The following is a 13723-nucleotide window of genomic DNA, read 5'->3' as shown; positions in this document are numbered from 1 at the left end:
CCCGATGAGCCCGGTGTACTCGGCACGCAAGCGTGCCGACGAGTTCGACGCCCTGGTGAACGGGGCCGCCGACGCGGCCGCCGCCGGTCGTCACGCCGAGCTCCTCGACCTGGTCGGCGCCCTGCGCTCGGTCGCTCCCGTCCAGGCCCGTCCCGAGTTCGTCTCCTCGCTGCGCACGCAGCTCATGGCCGCAGCGGCCACCGAGCTGTCCCCGGTCGAGGCCTCCCTCGCCGAGCGACTCACCGTCCCGCAGCGCCGCACCGCCCGCGACCGTCGGCTCGCCGCCGCGATCGGCGGCCTGGCCATCGTCGGCGCCACCACCTCGATGGCGGTCGCCGCCCAGTCCGCGCTGCCCGGCGACGTCCTCTACCCGCTGAAGCGGGTCATCGAGAACGCCCACACGACCGTCTCCCTCGGCCAGGACCACAAGGGCTCGACCCTGCTGCACAACGCGGCCGGCCGCCTCCAGGAGGTCGACGCCCTCGCCCGTGCCGGCGACGCCGACCCCGACACGATCGCCCAGACGCTGGCCGACTTCGCCGCCCAGGCGTCGCAGGCCTCCGACCTGCTCCTGGCCGACTTCGGCGCCGACGGCGACCAGTCCTCGGTCCTCGAGCTGCGGGCCTTCGCCGCGCGCAGCCTCGGCCTGCTCGACCAGCTCGCCTCGGAGATCCCCGCAGGCGCCCGGGCGGCCCTCATCCAGGCCGCCAACGTGCTCGCCGGCATCGACGCCGCCGCGCACCGCGCCTGCCCGACCTGCGACGGTGCCGGCATCGACCGGTTCCCGCAGTGGATGCTCCGCGCCGCCGACGAGGTCGACCCCCTCGTGCGCAGCGACAGCATCGACTCCGGCGCCTCGGTGACCCGCGTCGGCGGCAAGGGCCGTCGCCACGAGCCCGCCACGACGCCGACGCCGTCCCCGATCATCGACCCGGGCGCCCTCGACCCCTCGAGCGGCTCCTCGGGCAGCTCGACGCCGTCCCCGTCCTCCGACGACGCCCTCACCCAGCTCGGCGACGCCCTGCTCGGCAACGGCGGCACCACGGGCAGCCACACGGGTGCGAGCAACGGCAGCGACGACGACCTGCTCACCGGCGTCCTCGACGACGTCAGCACCCTGCTCGACCCCGACGGTGACGGCACCCTGGGTGGTCAGCCGGCGAAGGGCAGCTCGGGCAAGTGATCGCAGGGCCCTCGGGCCCGATGATCATCGGCGGCGGCGACGCCCCCGATGGCACTGGCGGCTCGGCCGCGCCGCCAGCCGGTCAGCGGAAGACCGACTCGCGGTCCATCAGCAGCTTGTAGAGGGTCTGCTGGATCGTCTCGCGCACCTGGTCGGTGACATTGAAGACGAGCATGGGGTCGTCAGCGGCGCCGGCGTCGAACTCGTCGGTGCGGATCGGCTCGCCGAACTCCATCAGCCACTTCGAGGGCAGCGGCACCAGGCCGAGCGGGCCGAGCAGCGGGAACGTCGGCGTGATCGGGATGTAGGGGACGCCGAGCAGCCGCGCCAGCGACGGGATGTTGCCGACCAGCGGGTAGATCTCCTCGGCCCCGACGACCGACAACGGGATGATCGGGACGCCGGTGCGGATCGCGGCCGAGACGAAGCCGCCGCGGCCGAAGCGCTGGAGCTTGTAGCGCTGGGAGTACGGCTTGCCGATGCCCTTGAACCCCTCGGGCCACACCCCGACGAGCTCGCCGCCGGTGAGCATGCGTTCGGCGTCCTCGTTGCAGGCCAGCGTGGCGCCGCCCTTGCGGGCCAGCGTGCTGACCACGGGCATCCGGAAGACGAGGTCGGCGCCGAGCGGGCGCAGGAACCGCCCGGTGTGGTCGTGGATGGTCACCATCGTCATCACGCCGTCGACCGGGATCGTGCCGGAGTGGTTGGAGACCACCAGCGCGCCGCCGTCGGTGGGGATGTTCTCGATGCCGCGCACCTCGATGCGGAACCACTTCTGGGCGAGAGGACGCAGGGCGGCCATGAAGAACCGCTGGGTCACCTCGGCGTCGAAGCCGTACTCGTCGACCTCGTAGTCGCCGGTGATGCGGCGGCGCAGGAACGCCAGGAACCGGGCGAGCTGCACCTCCCACTCCTCGCCGAAGAGCTCGCGTGCGGCCACCTGGAAGGCGTGCAGGAGGTCGGCGGTGGGGATGCCGCCGCGGGGCTCGCGCTCGGTGGTCAGCACGGGCGGGCGCTCACCCGCCGCGCCGGCGTGCGACGGGCCGGGAGCCGGGGAGCCGACCGCCTCGAGCAGGGGCGCCGACGCGGGACCGGGCTCGCGCTGCTCGGCGGACGCCGTCGTCGGCTCCACCGACCCGGGCTGCTGGACCGGGTCGCCCGAGTCGACCGGGTCGACCGGGTCGGCAGCGGGTCGGGCGGCCGGCTTCTGCGACTTCTGGGGTGCGGCGGCCTTGCGCGCCGGACGGGCGGCGCCGCCCGGCGCCAGGCTGCGCGCGGCCGAGGACGGCGCCTTGCCGGTGCCGCGGCCGGGCCGCCCCCGCGTGCCGATCGGGATGATCTCGGCGTCACCCATGGTCTGCTCCCACCTCGGCGCGGATCTCGGCGGACGACGGACCCCCGAGGAGCTGGCCGGCGGCGTCGACGGCGTCGGGGTCGGGCAGGGCCGCCGCGAGACGGCCCAGGGCACGCTCGGTGCGGCCGCCGGTCGGCGGCAGCAGCGCGGCGAAGTCGGCGAAGGCGCTGGCGGTGTCGTGGGCCGGCTCGAAGCCCAGCACGCGACGCATGCGGGTGGTGTCGACGCCGCGCCCGTAGGTGAGGAAGGCCAACTGCTCGGGGCTGAAGTCGGCCAGTCGGGCGGACTTCAGCAGCGATCCCACCCGGCCGACCGCGACACCGGGGAGCGCCACGGAAGGGCGCTGCAGGCGGCGGACGGCCTGGGAGAGCATGAGGATGCCGTCGCCGGCGACGTTGAACGTGCCGGGGACGTCGTGGGTGACGGCGTGGGTGAGGACGCCGTACAGGTCGCGCTCGTGGAGGAACTGCAGCCGCGCGTCGTAGCCGAGCACGGTGGGCAGCACCGGCAGGCGGAAGTAGGAGGTCATCGGGCTGACCACGTTGGGCCCGATGACGTTCGCGCAGCGCAGCGTGGTGACCCGGACGTCGGGACGGCGGCGGTCGAAGCCGCGCACGTAGCCCTCGATCTCGGCGATGTCCTTGGCGTAGCCGCTGCGCGGAGCGCGGCGCGGCTCCATGTCCTCGCGGAACATGGCGGGGTCGCGGTTGCTGGCGCCGTAGACCGTGGTGGTCGACTTCACCACCAGGTGCTGCACGCTCTCGGCACGCTGGCAGGCCGCGAGGAGCTGCATGGTGCCGATGACGTTGAGCTCCTTCATCGTGTTCCGCCCGCCGGCCGAGCCGGGGGTGGCGATGATGCTCATGTGGACGACGGTGTCGACGTCCTCCTTCGCGATGATCTTCGCGATGACGGGCGTGCGGATGTCCGCACGCACGAAGGAGACGTCGCCGACGTCTCCCCGCGGGGGGACGACGTCGACGCCGATGACCCGGGAGACACCCGGATCGGCAGCGAGTGAGCGCGCGAACTTCCGGCCGAGGTCACGGGAGACCCCGGTGACGAGGACGACCCTGCCCATAACGCGCTCCCCAATGCGGAATCCGTCAGCGGCGGAGCAGGCTCACTTGCCGAGCTTGCGACGCTGCACGCGCGTCTTCTTCAGCAGCTTGCGGTGCTTCTTCTTCGCCATGCGCTTGCGGCGCTTCTTGATGACAGAACCCACGATGAACCTTTCCAAGCACGGTACCGCCGGGTGCGGACCGGACGCCCCTCTGCAGGGCTCGGGTCAGCCTATCCGGCCGCAGCGGGGCGCGGAGAATCGGGGCGGGTGCGCTCAGGGAGCGGACGCGGAGCTCAGCCGGCGTTGTAGAAGCTGCGCCGGATGTACTCGTTGGCGTCCTCCTCGCGGACGCGGAAGGAGCGGCCGACGCGCACGGCCGGCAGGTCGCCGCCGTGCACCAGGCGGTAGACGGTCATCTTGGAGACACGCATCATCGCCGCGACCTCCGCGATGGTGAGGAACTTCGCGTCGGAGATGTCTCCGGGAGGGTTCGCCATGGGGCACCGACTTTCTGTGCGGCACGTGCATCGGCTTCCCCACCGACGCGCCAGCGGCCACGTAGTCGTGAGAATAGGGCCTGGTGTGACGGATGGGGAAGAGGTGAACAGAACTTCAGTCCTAGTACCCGGCGTGTCCCCTTGATTTTCCCCCGACGAGAGTGCAGTGGCCTAGAGCGGTGGCTGGATAGCCAGGCTCAAGGCCACGGCTCAGGGCCACGGATCGAGCCCGTGCAGCGGGAAGACGGCCATCCGGGTCTCGTGGATCATCCGATCCAGCCACGAGGAGTCGTCGAAGCCGTCCTCCCACGGGCGGTGCTCCGGGGTGCGGCCGTCGCCCATCCGCAGCGGGGCGACCCGCGCGTAGGCGCGCTGCACGTGCTCGCGCCACTCCTCGGGCACGGCGGCCGCCGGATCGACCGGGGCGCCGCCGACGATCGCGAGCAGGTGCGCCCACGTGCGGGGGACGACGCCGACGATCTCGTAGCCCCCGCCCCCGGTGGCGACCCACCGGCCGCCGGCGACCTCGTGCGCGAGGTCGTGGAGGGCGACCTGGGCGGCGCGCTGGCCGTCGACGGTCAGGGAGAGGTGGGCCAGCGGGTCGTCGGCGTGGGAGTCGCAGCCGTGCTGGGTGACCAGGACGTCGGGCGCGAACTCGCGCAGCAGGGGCGGGACGACGGCATGGAACGCGCGCAGCCACCCGGCGTCCCCGGTGCCGGGCGGGAGCGCGACGTTGACCGCCGAGCCGAGCGCGTCGGGGCCGCCGAGGTCGGCGGGGAACCCGGTGCCCGGGAAGAGCAGCTGGCCGGTCTCGTGCAGGCTGATCGTGAGCACGCGGGGGTCGTCCCAGAAGACCCGCTCGACGCCGTCGCCGTGGTGCACGTCGACGTCGACGTAGGCCACCCGCTGCGCCCCGTGGTCGAGCAGCCACCGGATGCCGACGGCGACGTCGTTGTAGACGCAGAAGCCGCTCACGCGATCGGGCATCGCGTGGTGCAGGCCGCCGGTGATGTTGGCGGCGTGCTGGACCTCGCCGCTCCACACGCGACGGCACGCCTCGACGGTGGCGCCCACGACGTGCGCCGACGCCTCGTGCATGCGGGGGAAGACCGGGGTGTCCTCGGAGCCGATGCCGAAGCCGAGATCGGCGACTCCCCCGCGCCCGGCGCGCGCGACCGCCTCGATGAGCTGGGGGCGGTGCACGGTGGCGACCAGGTCGTCGTCGGCCATGGGGGCGGCGATGATCGGCAGTGCACCGACCCCGGTCACCCCCAGGGCGTCGGCCAGACGCATCGTGAGCGCGATGCGCACCGGCGACATCGGGTGCTGCGGACCGAGGTCGTACTCGGTGAGGGCCGGATCGAAGACGACCGCCGCCGGCCCCGTGCACGCGTTCACGTGATGACGCTAACCTGCTCGCGTGATCCTGCGACGTTCGTCCATGTGCTGGTGGCCCGCCTGACGGCGGCCCCTGCCCGGATCACACCACCCATCCATCGGCCGCCCCCAGGGCGGCCGACGCATGTCGGGACCACGACCGGTCCGCCCTGAGCGGCCCGTCCTCAGGAGTTCCGATGCGTTCCCTCTCCCTGCTCACCCCCAGCGGCTCGCTCACCCTGGGCAACCTGCTCGGCGCTCTGCGTCCGATGCGGGACGCCGTCGCGGGGGCCGACTGCTTCTACGGCGTCGCCGACCTGCATGCCCTGACCGTCGAGCACGATCCGGCCGTCCTGCGCGAACGGACCCGGGAGCTGGCGACCTGTCTGCTCGCCGCCGGCCTCGACGGCGCCACACTCTTCCGGCAGTCGCGGGTGCCGGCCCACGCCGTCCTCGCGCAGCTGCTGGAGTCGGTGGCGGGCACGGGCGAGCTGGGGCGGATGATCCAGTTCCGCGAGAAGGCCCGCGCCCACCGCGGCGACGGCCTGCCGGTGGCCCGGGCCTCGCTGTTCACCTATCCGGTGCTCATGGCCGCCGACATCCTGCTCTACCGGCCCGACCGGGTGCCGGTGGGCGACGACCAGCGCCAGCACGTGGAGCTGACCCGCGATCTGGCACTGCGGTTCAACGCGCGGTACGGCCCGGTCTTCACGGTGCCGGAGCTCGTCGTGCCGAAGGCCGGGGCGCGCGTGATGGACCTGGCCGACCCGACGCGGAAGATGAGCAAGAGCGACGCCGCGCACGGGCGCGGGGCCGGCGTGATCGGCCTGCTCGATCCGCCCGAGGTGGTGCGTCGCACGATCGCGCGGGCGGTGACCGACGGGGACGTCGGGCCGGACGCCGTCCGTGCCGACCGCGCGACCAAGCCCGGCGTGACCAACCTGCTGGAGATCCTGGCCGCGTGCGGCGGGGACGCCGCGGGCATCACCACCTACGGCGCCCTCAAGCGGTCGGTGACCGATGCGGTGGTGGCCACTCTGGAGCCCGTGCAGCGTCGCTACGCGGAGCTCGCGGCCGACCCTGGGCACGTGGAGGCCGTGTTCGCAGCGGGCGAGGCACGCTGCCGTGAGGTGACCGCTCCGGTGCTCGCGGCGGCGTCCACCGCGATCGGGCTGTGAGGCCCCCGGGAGCGGGGATCAGCTCGGGGCTCAGCTGCCCTCGGCGAGCTCGCGCGAGCGGTCGCGGGCCGATTCCATGGCGGCGAGGAACGCGGCGCGCACCTTGTGCACCTCGAGCTCGCGCAGCGCGGCCGCGGTGGTGCCGGCGGGGCTGGTGACCTGCTCGCGCAGCACGGTCGGGTGGGTGCCGGTCTCGCGCAGCATCTTCGCCGAGCCGACGAGGGTCTGGATTACCAGCTCGGTGGCGGTCGTGCGCGGCAGGCCGAGGTGCACGCCCGCCTCGATCATCGACTCGACCACGTAGAAGATGTAGGCCGGACCCGAGCCGGAGATCGCGGTGACGGCGTCCTGCTGGCGCTCGGGGATGCGGACGACGCGCCCCACGCTCGCCAGCAGGCCCTCGGCCTCGGCGAGCTGGTCGTCGGTGACGCTCGACCCGGGCGAGATGCCCGCCATGCCCTCGTCGACGAGCGCGGGGGTGTTCGGCATGACCCGGACGACGGCGACGCCGGCCGGCACGCACGACTCGATGAAGGCGGTGGTGATGCCGGCCGCGAGGGAGACCAGCAGCTTGCCGGGACCGAGCACCGGCGCGATCTCGGCGAGCAGGTCGGCCATGTCCTGCGGCTTGACGACCAGGGCGATCGTGTCGGCGCGGCGGGCGGCCTCCACGTTGTCGAGCACGGCGACGCCGTACCGGTCGGTCAGCTCGGCGGCGCGCTCGGCCCGCTTCTCCCCCACCAGCAGGTGGTCGACACGGCGTCCGGCACGGACGAGCCCCGACAGCAGGGTCTCGCCCATCACGCCGGCGCCGAGGATGGCGGTCTGGGAGGAGGTCATGCGCGCTCGCTACTTCTTCGAGATCAGGGACTTCACGAAGAATGACAGGTTCTGCGGGCGCTCGGCGAGCCGGCGCATGAGGTACCCGTACCACTCCTGGCCGTAGGGCACGTACACGCGCACCCGCTCGCCGGCGCGGGCCAGCCGACGCTGCTCCTCAGGGCGGATGCCGTAGAGCATCTGGAACTCGTAGCTGCCCGGACGCCGGTCGAAGCGGCTGGCGAGCGAACGGGCGATCTCGATCATCCGCGGGTCGTGGGTCGCGATCATCGGGTAGCCCTGGCCGGCGAGCAGGATCTTGAGGCAGCGCACGTAGCTGCGGTCGACCTCGAGCCGGTCGGTGTAGGCGACGGTCTCGGGCTCGGCGTAGGCGCCCTTGCACAGCCGCACCCGCGACCCCTCGGAGGCCAGGTGGCGACAGTCGGCCTCGGTGCGGTGCAGGTAGGCCTGCAGGACGGCGCCGGTCTCGGGGAAGTCCTTGCGCAGCTCCCGCAGCGTGGCGAGCGTGGCGTCGGTGGTGGTGTGGTCCTCCATGTCGAGGGTGACCGTGGTGCCGGCGTTGCGGGCGGCGCGGCAGATGCGGCGGGCGTTCTCCAGCGCGATCTCCGCGCCGCCGTCGGGCAGGTACTGGCCGACGGCGCTCAGCTTCACCGACACCTCGGCTCCGTGCGCGAGCCCCTCGCGGCTCAGCTCGGCGAGCAGGTCGAGGTAGGCCTGCACGGTGGCCTCGGCCTGGGCGATCTCGGTGGTGTCCTCACCGAGGTGGTCGAGGGTGACCAGCAGGCCGTCGTCCTGGAGACGGCGGGTGGCCCCCACCGCCGCTGCCGTGCTCTCGCCGGGGACGTAGCTGGCGACGATGCCCGCACTGACGGGCATGGTGCTCACCAGCCGGCGGACGCCGCCGCTGCGGGCGAGCAGGAGCAGGGGTTGGCGGAGCAACGACATGGCGCCACGGTAACCCTGCGGCGCCGACCGGCCGCCCTCCGCCCCACCCGGGTGGCGCGGAGCGGTGCGGATCAGCCGAAGCGACCCGAGATGTAGGCCTCGGTGGCCTCGTTGTCGGGGTTGGTGAACATCTTCTTCGTGGGGTTGAACTCCACCAGGTGACCGGGCTTGCCGGCGGCCTTGAGGTTGAAGAAGCCGGTGTCGTCGGAGACTCGTGCCGCCTGCTGCATGTTGTGGGTGACGATCACGATCGTGTACTCGGACTTCAGCTCGTGGATGAGGTCCTCGATGGCCGACGTCGAGATGGGGTCGAGCGCCGAGCACGGCTCGTCCATGAGCAGCACCTGCGGCTCGACGGCGATCGCGCGGGCGATGCACAGACGCTGCTGCTGACCGCCCGAGAGGCCCATGCCGGGCTTGCCGAGACGGTCCTTGACCTCGTTCCAGAGGTTGGCGCCCTTGAGGGAGCGCTCGACGATCTCGTCGGCCTCGGCCTTCTTGAGCTTCTTGGAGTTGAGGCGGTTGCCGGCCAGCACGTTCTCGTAGATCGACATCGTCGGGAACGGGTTGGGCCGCTGGAAGACCATGCCGATCTGGCGGCGCACGGCCACCGGGTCGACGGCCGGGTCGTAGAGGGACTGGCCGTCGACGACGACCTTGCCCTCGACGCGCGCGCCGGGGATGACCTCGTGCATGCGGTTGAGCGAGCGCAGGAAGGTCGACTTGCCGCAGCCGGACGGACCGATGAACGCGGTCACCGCCTTCGCCCGGATCGTCATGCTGACGCCCTCGACCGCGAGGAAGTCGCCGTAGTAGATGTTGAGGTCCGAGACGTCGATGCTCTTGGCCATGGTGGGATTCTCCGGGGTCTGGGTGACGTCGCTCAGCGACCGGTCTTGGGCGCGAAGACGCGGCCGATGATCCGGGCGACGATGTTGAGGATCATGACGATCGCGATCAGCACGAGCGCGCCGCCCCAGGCGTAGCTGAGGCCCTTGGGGGTGGCGACGCTGTACTGCTGGTAGATGAACACCGGCAGCGTCGCCATGCGTCCGTCGAACAGGTTGGTGTTGACGCTGTCGGTGGCACCGGCGACCACCAGCAGCGGCGCGGTCTCGCCGATGATGCGCGAGATCGCGAGGACGACGCCGGTGACGATGCCGCCGAGCGCGGTCGGGAGCACGACCTTGGCGATGGTGCGCCACTTCGGGACGCCCAGGGCGTAGGAGGCCTCGCGCAGATCGTCGGGCACGAGGCGCAGCATCTCCTCGGTCGAGCGCACGACCGTGGGGATCATGAGCAGCGAGAGGGCCACCGAGCCGCCGAAGCCGAAGCGGATCGACGGGCCGAGGATCAGCACGAACAACGAGAGCGCGAAGAGGCCGGCCACGATCGAGGGGATGCCGGTCATCACGTCGACGAGGAAGGTGAGCACCCGCGCGATGCGGGTGCCCTTGCCGTACTCGATGAGGTAGATCGCGGCGAAGATGCCGATGGGCACCGAGATGAGCGACGCCATGCCGGTGACGAGGAGCGTGCCGATCAGGGCGTGGTAGAGACCGCCCTGCTCGTCGCCGATGACGTTGCGCATCGAGTAGGTGAGGAAGTCGATGTTGACCGTCGAGAGACCCTCGCGCAGCACGGTGACCACGAGCCAGATCAGCGGCAGCATCGCGACGAGGAACGCCGTCCAGACCAGGGTGGTGGCGAGTCGGTCGGCGGCCGCGCGGCGGCTCTCGACCGCGGCCGACCAGACCGGCACGATCACGATGAACAGGACGGCGGCGAGGAAGACGCTGAGCGCGAGGCCGACACCGAAGAGCCACAGCAGGGCGCCGATGCCGGCGGCGCCGACGGCCACGAGTCCGGGCGCCCAGGACGGCAGCCGGGTCTCGGTGAGGGTCGGCATGCTCGGGCGGGTATGCACGGTCGTCATCGGGCGAGCCTCCGCTCGCTGCGGCCGGCGATGTAGCGGGCCAGGAAGTTGACGGCGAAGGTGAAGGCGAAGAGCACCAGACCGGTGGCGATGAGCACCGCCTGCTTGTCGGGGGTGGCCTCCTTGTAGTTCACCGCGATGTTCGAGGCGATGGTGGCCGGGTTGCTGCCCGAGATCAGGTTGAGAGTGACCAGCGGCGAGGCCGAGAGCACCATCGCCACCGCCATCGTCTCGCCGAGCGCCCGGCCCAGGCCCAGCATCACGGCCGAGACCATGCCGGAGCGGGCATAGGGGAAGACGGCGTAGCGGACGGTCTCCCAGCGGGTCGCGCCGAGGGCCAGGGCGGCCTCCTCGTGCAGCCGCGGGGTGCGGGCGAAGATCTCGCGGCAGATCGCCGTGACGATCGGCAGCACCATGATCGCCAGCACGAGGCCGGCGGTGAGGATGGTGCGACCCGACTCCGAGGGCGGACCCTCGAAGAAGGGCAGCCAGCCGAACCAGTCGTTCAGCCAGACCTGCACGTCGCCGACGTGGCGCGCCAGTTCGCGACCGCCCCAGAGGCCGTAGACGACCGAGGGGACGGCGGCGAGCAGGTCGATGAGGTACGCGACCGGGGTCGCGATGCGGCGCGGCGCGTAGTGCGAGATGAACAGAGCGATGCCGATGGCGAGCGGCACCGCGAAGATCAGCGCGATGACCGCGGCCAGGATCGTGCCGTAGATGAGCGGCCCGACGTAGCCCCAGAACGATGTCGAGGGGTTGTAGAACGACGGGTCGACGTTGAGGCCGGGCGCGCCCTCGATGGCGAGGAAGACGAACACGCCCGCCAGCGCCAGCATGATGACCAGACCGGAGCCGAGGCTCAGCCCGCGGAAGACGCGGTCGCCGAGCGCCGAGCGGCGCGGCCCCTCCAGGCCGTCGGCGGAGGACGCCTCGGGCGGCGTCGAAGTGGCGGTCACGGGTCTCCTGTCATGGTGTCTCGCAGCACGGCCCCGGCGGCGAGGCTATCGCGCCGGGGCTCGTGCTGGAACGGGCGAGAGGCGGGCCGTGCGACGTCGGTCGGACACCGACGACCCGCCTCGCGGATCACTCGGCGGTGATGCCCTCGAGGATCGTGGTGGCCTGCTCCGAGACGGCGGGGTCGAGCGGCGCGGAGCCGGCCTCGTCGGCGGCGGCCTGCTGGCCGGCGTCGGAGACGACGTACTCGAGGAACGCCTTGACCGCGTCGGCCTGGTCGGCCGGGTAGGTCGGGCACGCCAGGAGGTAGGACACCAGGATCAGCGGGTAGGTGTCGGCCTCGGTGGTGGTGCGGTCGATGTCGTAGGCCATGTTGGAGGCCGAGTTGCCCTCGGCCAGCTTCGAGACCGCGAGCGCCTTGGCGGCGGCCTCCTCGCTCGGGGCGACGTAGGCGGCACCGGCCTTGATGGAGGCCTGGCCGAGGTCGCCCACGGCCGACTCGTCGGCGTAGCCGATGTAGCCCTCGTTGTCGGTCACCAGACCGACGACGCCCGAGGTGCCCTCGGCGGACTCGCCGCCCTTGATGTCGGCGGGCCAGGTGTCGTCGGCCGGAGCCTTCCAGCCGCCCGCCTTGCTCAGGTAGTCGGTGAAGTTGGCGGTGGTGCCCGAGTCGTCGGAGCGGTGCACCGGCACGATGGTGGTGTCGGGCAGGTCGACGCCGTCGTTCTCGGCGGCGATCTTCGGGTCGTTCCACTTCGTGATGGTGCCCTCGAAGATGTCGGTGATGACGTCGGCGCTCAGGTTGAGGGAGTCGATGCCGGGCAGGTTGAAGGCGACCGCGATGGGGCTCACGTAGGCCGGGACCTGGATGACGTCGCCGCCGCAGCGCTCGTTGGCCGCGGTCAGCTCACCCTCGTCGTCGTTGATCGCCGAGTCGGTGCCGGCGAAGAGGTAGGCCTTGTTGATGAAGTTCTCGCGGCCGGTGCCCGAGCCGACGCCGTCGTAGGTGATCGTGACGCCGGGGTTCTCGGTCTGGAAGCCGGCACGCCAGGCGGCCTGGGCCTTCTCCTGCGAGGTGGCGCCGCCGCCGGCGAGCTCGCCGGACAGGCCGGAGTCGCTTCCGCCGTCGGACGATCCGGAGTCCTCGTTGCCGGCACCGCAGGCCGAGAGCACGAGGGCCAGGGCGGCGACACCGGGGATGAGGCCGCGGCGGATGGAAGTGCGGATCACGTTCTCTCCAAAGGTTCGTGGCGTGGGTCAGACCCGGACAGATTCCGGGAACGCCGGTGACGCTAAGGAGGTCAGGTGACCTGATCCGGGGTCGCGGGTGAACGGACGATGAACTCGATATGCCCAATCGATGTCGGACGAGCGGGCGGACGGCGTACATCAGGTGAACTCGCCTGTCGCCGGCTATCGCACCCTTGACGATGCGCTCCGCGTCACACTCACCGGCGATCCTCAGACGGCGGGCTCGCTGCCCGGGTGCGCCGCATGCCGTTCGGCCGCCACCACCCGTCCCTTGCGCAGGTGCACGACCATGATGTCGCCCGGGTCCAAGCGCGGGTCGTCCAGGCCGAGCGCGTCGAAGACGACCGGGAGCACGGGGCGGTGCGAGCACAGCAGAGCGACGCGACCGGTGCCGCTCAGCGCGTCGACCTCGGCACGCACCAGCGAGCGCACGGCCCGCGGGGTGGCGTCCTCCTCGGCGAGCACCGGCTTGCGCCGTGGCACCAGATCGAGGGCGGCCGCCAGTGGAGCGACGGTCTCGACGCACCGGGTGCTCGGCGAGGTCAGGATGTCGGCGACGCCGAAGGCCTGGAGGGTCGGCACCATCCGCGCGGCGTCCAGACGCCCGGAGGCGAGCAGGGGGCGCACCCGGTCGTCGGCGCGCCAGGTGCGCCGCGCCCGCGCGGCCGCATGCCGCACCACCACCAGGGCGTCGGTGCGCTTGCGGCGCGCCGGGCTGAGGGCCTCCTCGAGCACGCTGCGGTCGCGGTCGTAGCTCAGCAGGCCGGGGGCCTCCTCGCGGTCGACCCACGCGACCCGGTCGATCTCGGCGTTCGGCACGTAGCCCTCGACGCCGTCGGGGCCGGTCGGCCGGGCCACCCAGTAGTCGACGGTCTTGGGCCGATCGCCGACCAGGTACCGCTGCCGCGTCAGCGGCACGCCGAGCCGGATCCGGACGCCGGTCTCCTCCTCGACCTCCCGCACGGCGGCGGCGGTGCGGTGCTCGCCACGGTCGAGCTTGCCCTTGGGGAAGGACCAGTCGTCGTACCGGGCGCGATGCACGAGCAGGACCTGGCGCGGCCTCAGCACCACCGCGCCGGCGGCACGGATCTCACCGGCTGGGACCATGGCGTTAGTCTCACACCTCCGGCCGCTCGTGCGGC

General features: G+C 72.1%; 14 protein-coding genes. 2 read left to right on the top strand and 12 right to left on the bottom strand.

Annotated features, from left to right (window positions below; genetic code table 11):
* The first annotated feature begins 4 nt into the window (after positions 1 to 4).
* The gene (locus ABD671_RS21805) at positions 5 to 1183 is read left to right on the top strand and encodes a DUF5667 domain-containing protein (RefSeq protein ID WP_344735628.1); all 1179 of its coding nucleotides are present in this window, start codon (positions 5 to 7) and stop codon (positions 1181 to 1183) included.
* An 82-nt stretch (positions 1184 to 1265) separates the two neighbouring features.
* On the opposite strand, the gene ABD671_RS21800 is transcribed toward ABD671_RS21805, so the two are convergent.
* From ABD671_RS21800 to ABD671_RS21780, 5 genes are all read right to left on the bottom strand, one after another.
* Positions 1266 to 2537 carry a lysophospholipid acyltransferase family protein gene (locus ABD671_RS21800; RefSeq protein WP_344735627.1) on the bottom strand — a complete coding sequence of 424 codons (1272 nt, stop codon included), beginning with the start codon at positions 2535 to 2537 and terminating at the stop codon, positions 1266 to 1268.
* The gene (locus ABD671_RS21795; protein ID WP_344735625.1) at positions 2530 to 3618 is read right to left on the bottom strand and encodes an NAD-dependent epimerase/dehydratase family protein; all 1089 of its coding nucleotides are present in this window, start codon (positions 3616 to 3618) and stop codon (positions 2530 to 2532) included. Before ABD671_RS21795 ends, ABD671_RS21800 begins: the two co-directional genes overlap by 8 nt.
* 42 nt (positions 3619 to 3660) lie before the next feature.
* Positions 3661 to 3762: a 30S ribosomal protein bS22 gene (locus tag ABD671_RS21790; RefSeq protein WP_008356322.1), complete on the bottom strand. Its 102-nt coding sequence runs from the start codon at positions 3760 to 3762 to the stop codon at positions 3661 to 3663.
* A gap of 131 nt (positions 3763 to 3893) precedes the next feature.
* Positions 3894 to 4097 carry a helix-turn-helix domain-containing protein gene (locus ABD671_RS21785; protein ID WP_344735624.1) on the bottom strand — a complete coding sequence of 68 codons (204 nt, stop codon included), beginning with the start codon at positions 4095 to 4097 and terminating at the stop codon, positions 3894 to 3896.
* A gap of 210 nt (positions 4098 to 4307) precedes the next feature.
* Positions 4308 to 5495: an acetoin utilization protein AcuC gene (locus tag ABD671_RS21780; protein ID WP_344735623.1), complete on the bottom strand. Its 1188-nt coding sequence runs from the start codon at positions 5493 to 5495 to the stop codon at positions 4308 to 4310.
* Between the two features lie 176 nt (positions 5496 to 5671).
* Here ABD671_RS21780 and trpS point away from each other — a divergent pair, with 176 nt between their 5' ends.
* Positions 5672 to 6652 (top strand): tryptophan--tRNA ligase, encoded by a 981-nt coding sequence (gene trpS / locus ABD671_RS21775; RefSeq protein WP_344735622.1) that lies wholly within the window; start codon positions 5672 to 5674, stop codon positions 6650 to 6652.
* A 30-nt stretch (positions 6653 to 6682) separates the two neighbouring features.
* Here the strand turns inward: trpS and proC are convergent, their stop codons facing one another.
* The 7 genes from proC to ABD671_RS21740 form a co-directional block, all read right to left on the bottom strand.
* Positions 6683 to 7492, bottom strand: a complete 810-nt coding sequence (proC, locus tag ABD671_RS21770) for a pyrroline-5-carboxylate reductase (RefSeq protein WP_344735621.1) — start codon at positions 7490 to 7492, stop codon at positions 6683 to 6685.
* A gap of 9 nt (positions 7493 to 7501) precedes the next feature.
* Positions 7502 to 8437, bottom strand: a complete 936-nt coding sequence (locus ABD671_RS21765; RefSeq protein WP_425574947.1) for a proline dehydrogenase family protein — start codon at positions 8435 to 8437, stop codon at positions 7502 to 7504.
* 71 nt (positions 8438 to 8508) lie between these two features.
* Positions 8509 to 9288 (bottom strand): phosphate ABC transporter ATP-binding protein PstB, encoded by a 780-nt coding sequence (gene pstB / locus ABD671_RS21760; protein ID WP_344735620.1) that lies wholly within the window; start codon positions 9286 to 9288, stop codon positions 8509 to 8511.
* 32 nt (positions 9289 to 9320) lie between these two features.
* On the bottom strand, positions 9321 to 10373 hold the full coding sequence (gene pstA / locus ABD671_RS21755; RefSeq protein ID WP_344735619.1) for a phosphate ABC transporter permease PstA: 1053 nt from the start codon (positions 10371 to 10373) through the stop codon (positions 9321 to 9323).
* Positions 10370 to 11332: a phosphate ABC transporter permease subunit PstC gene (pstC, locus tag ABD671_RS21750; protein ID WP_344735618.1), complete on the bottom strand. Its 963-nt coding sequence runs from the start codon at positions 11330 to 11332 to the stop codon at positions 10370 to 10372. Before pstC ends, pstA begins: the two co-directional genes overlap by 4 nt.
* 127 nt (positions 11333 to 11459) lie before the next feature.
* On the bottom strand, positions 11460 to 12560 hold the full coding sequence (gene pstS, locus ABD671_RS21745) for a phosphate ABC transporter substrate-binding protein PstS (RefSeq protein ID WP_344735616.1): 1101 nt from the start codon (positions 12558 to 12560) through the stop codon (positions 11460 to 11462).
* A 231-nt stretch (positions 12561 to 12791) separates the two neighbouring features.
* Positions 12792 to 13688 carry an NUDIX hydrolase gene (locus tag ABD671_RS21740; protein ID WP_344735615.1) on the bottom strand — a complete coding sequence of 299 codons (897 nt, stop codon included), beginning with the start codon at positions 13686 to 13688 and terminating at the stop codon, positions 12792 to 12794.
* Between the last annotated feature and the right edge of the window lie 35 nt (positions 13689 to 13723).

This window comes from Nocardioides fonticola (assembly GCF_039536805.1).
Lineage (GTDB): Bacteria > Actinomycetota > Actinomycetes > Propionibacteriales > Nocardioidaceae > Nocardioides > Nocardioides fonticola.
This window is presented reverse-complemented; position numbering and strand designations above follow the sequence as displayed.

Excerpts from the sequence above, each read along its gene's own strand:
- ABD671_RS21805 (WP_344735628.1), top strand. The coding sequence starts at position 5 with ATGAGCCCGGTGTACTCGGCACGCAAGCGTGCCGACGAGTTCGACGCC.
- ABD671_RS21800 (WP_344735627.1), bottom strand. The coding sequence starts at position 2,537 with ATGGGTGACGCCGAGATCATCCCGATCGGCACGCGGGGGCGGCCCGGC.
- ABD671_RS21795 (WP_344735625.1), bottom strand. The coding sequence starts at position 3,618 with ATGGGCAGGGTCGTCCTCGTCACCGGGGTCTCCCGTGACCTCGGCCGG.
- ABD671_RS21785 (WP_344735624.1), bottom strand. The coding sequence starts at position 4,097 with ATGGCGAACCCTCCCGGAGACATCTCCGACGCGAAGTTCCTCACCATC.
- trpS (WP_344735622.1), top strand. The coding sequence starts at position 5,672 with ATGCGTTCCCTCTCCCTGCTCACCCCCAGCGGCTCGCTCACCCTGGGC.
- proC (WP_344735621.1), bottom strand. The coding sequence starts at position 7,492 with ATGACCTCCTCCCAGACCGCCATCCTCGGCGCCGGCGTGATGGGCGAG.
- ABD671_RS21765 (WP_425574947.1), bottom strand. The coding sequence starts at position 8,437 with ATGTCGTTGCTCCGCCAACCCCTGCTCCTGCTCGCCCGCAGCGGCGGC.
- pstB (WP_344735620.1), bottom strand. The coding sequence starts at position 9,288 with ATGGCCAAGAGCATCGACGTCTCGGACCTCAACATCTACTACGGCGAC.
- pstA (WP_344735619.1), bottom strand. The coding sequence starts at position 10,373 with ATGACGACCGTGCATACCCGCCCGAGCATGCCGACCCTCACCGAGACC.
- ABD671_RS21740 (WP_344735615.1), bottom strand. The coding sequence starts at position 13,688 with ATGGTCCCAGCCGGTGAGATCCGTGCCGCCGGCGCGGTGGTGCTGAGG.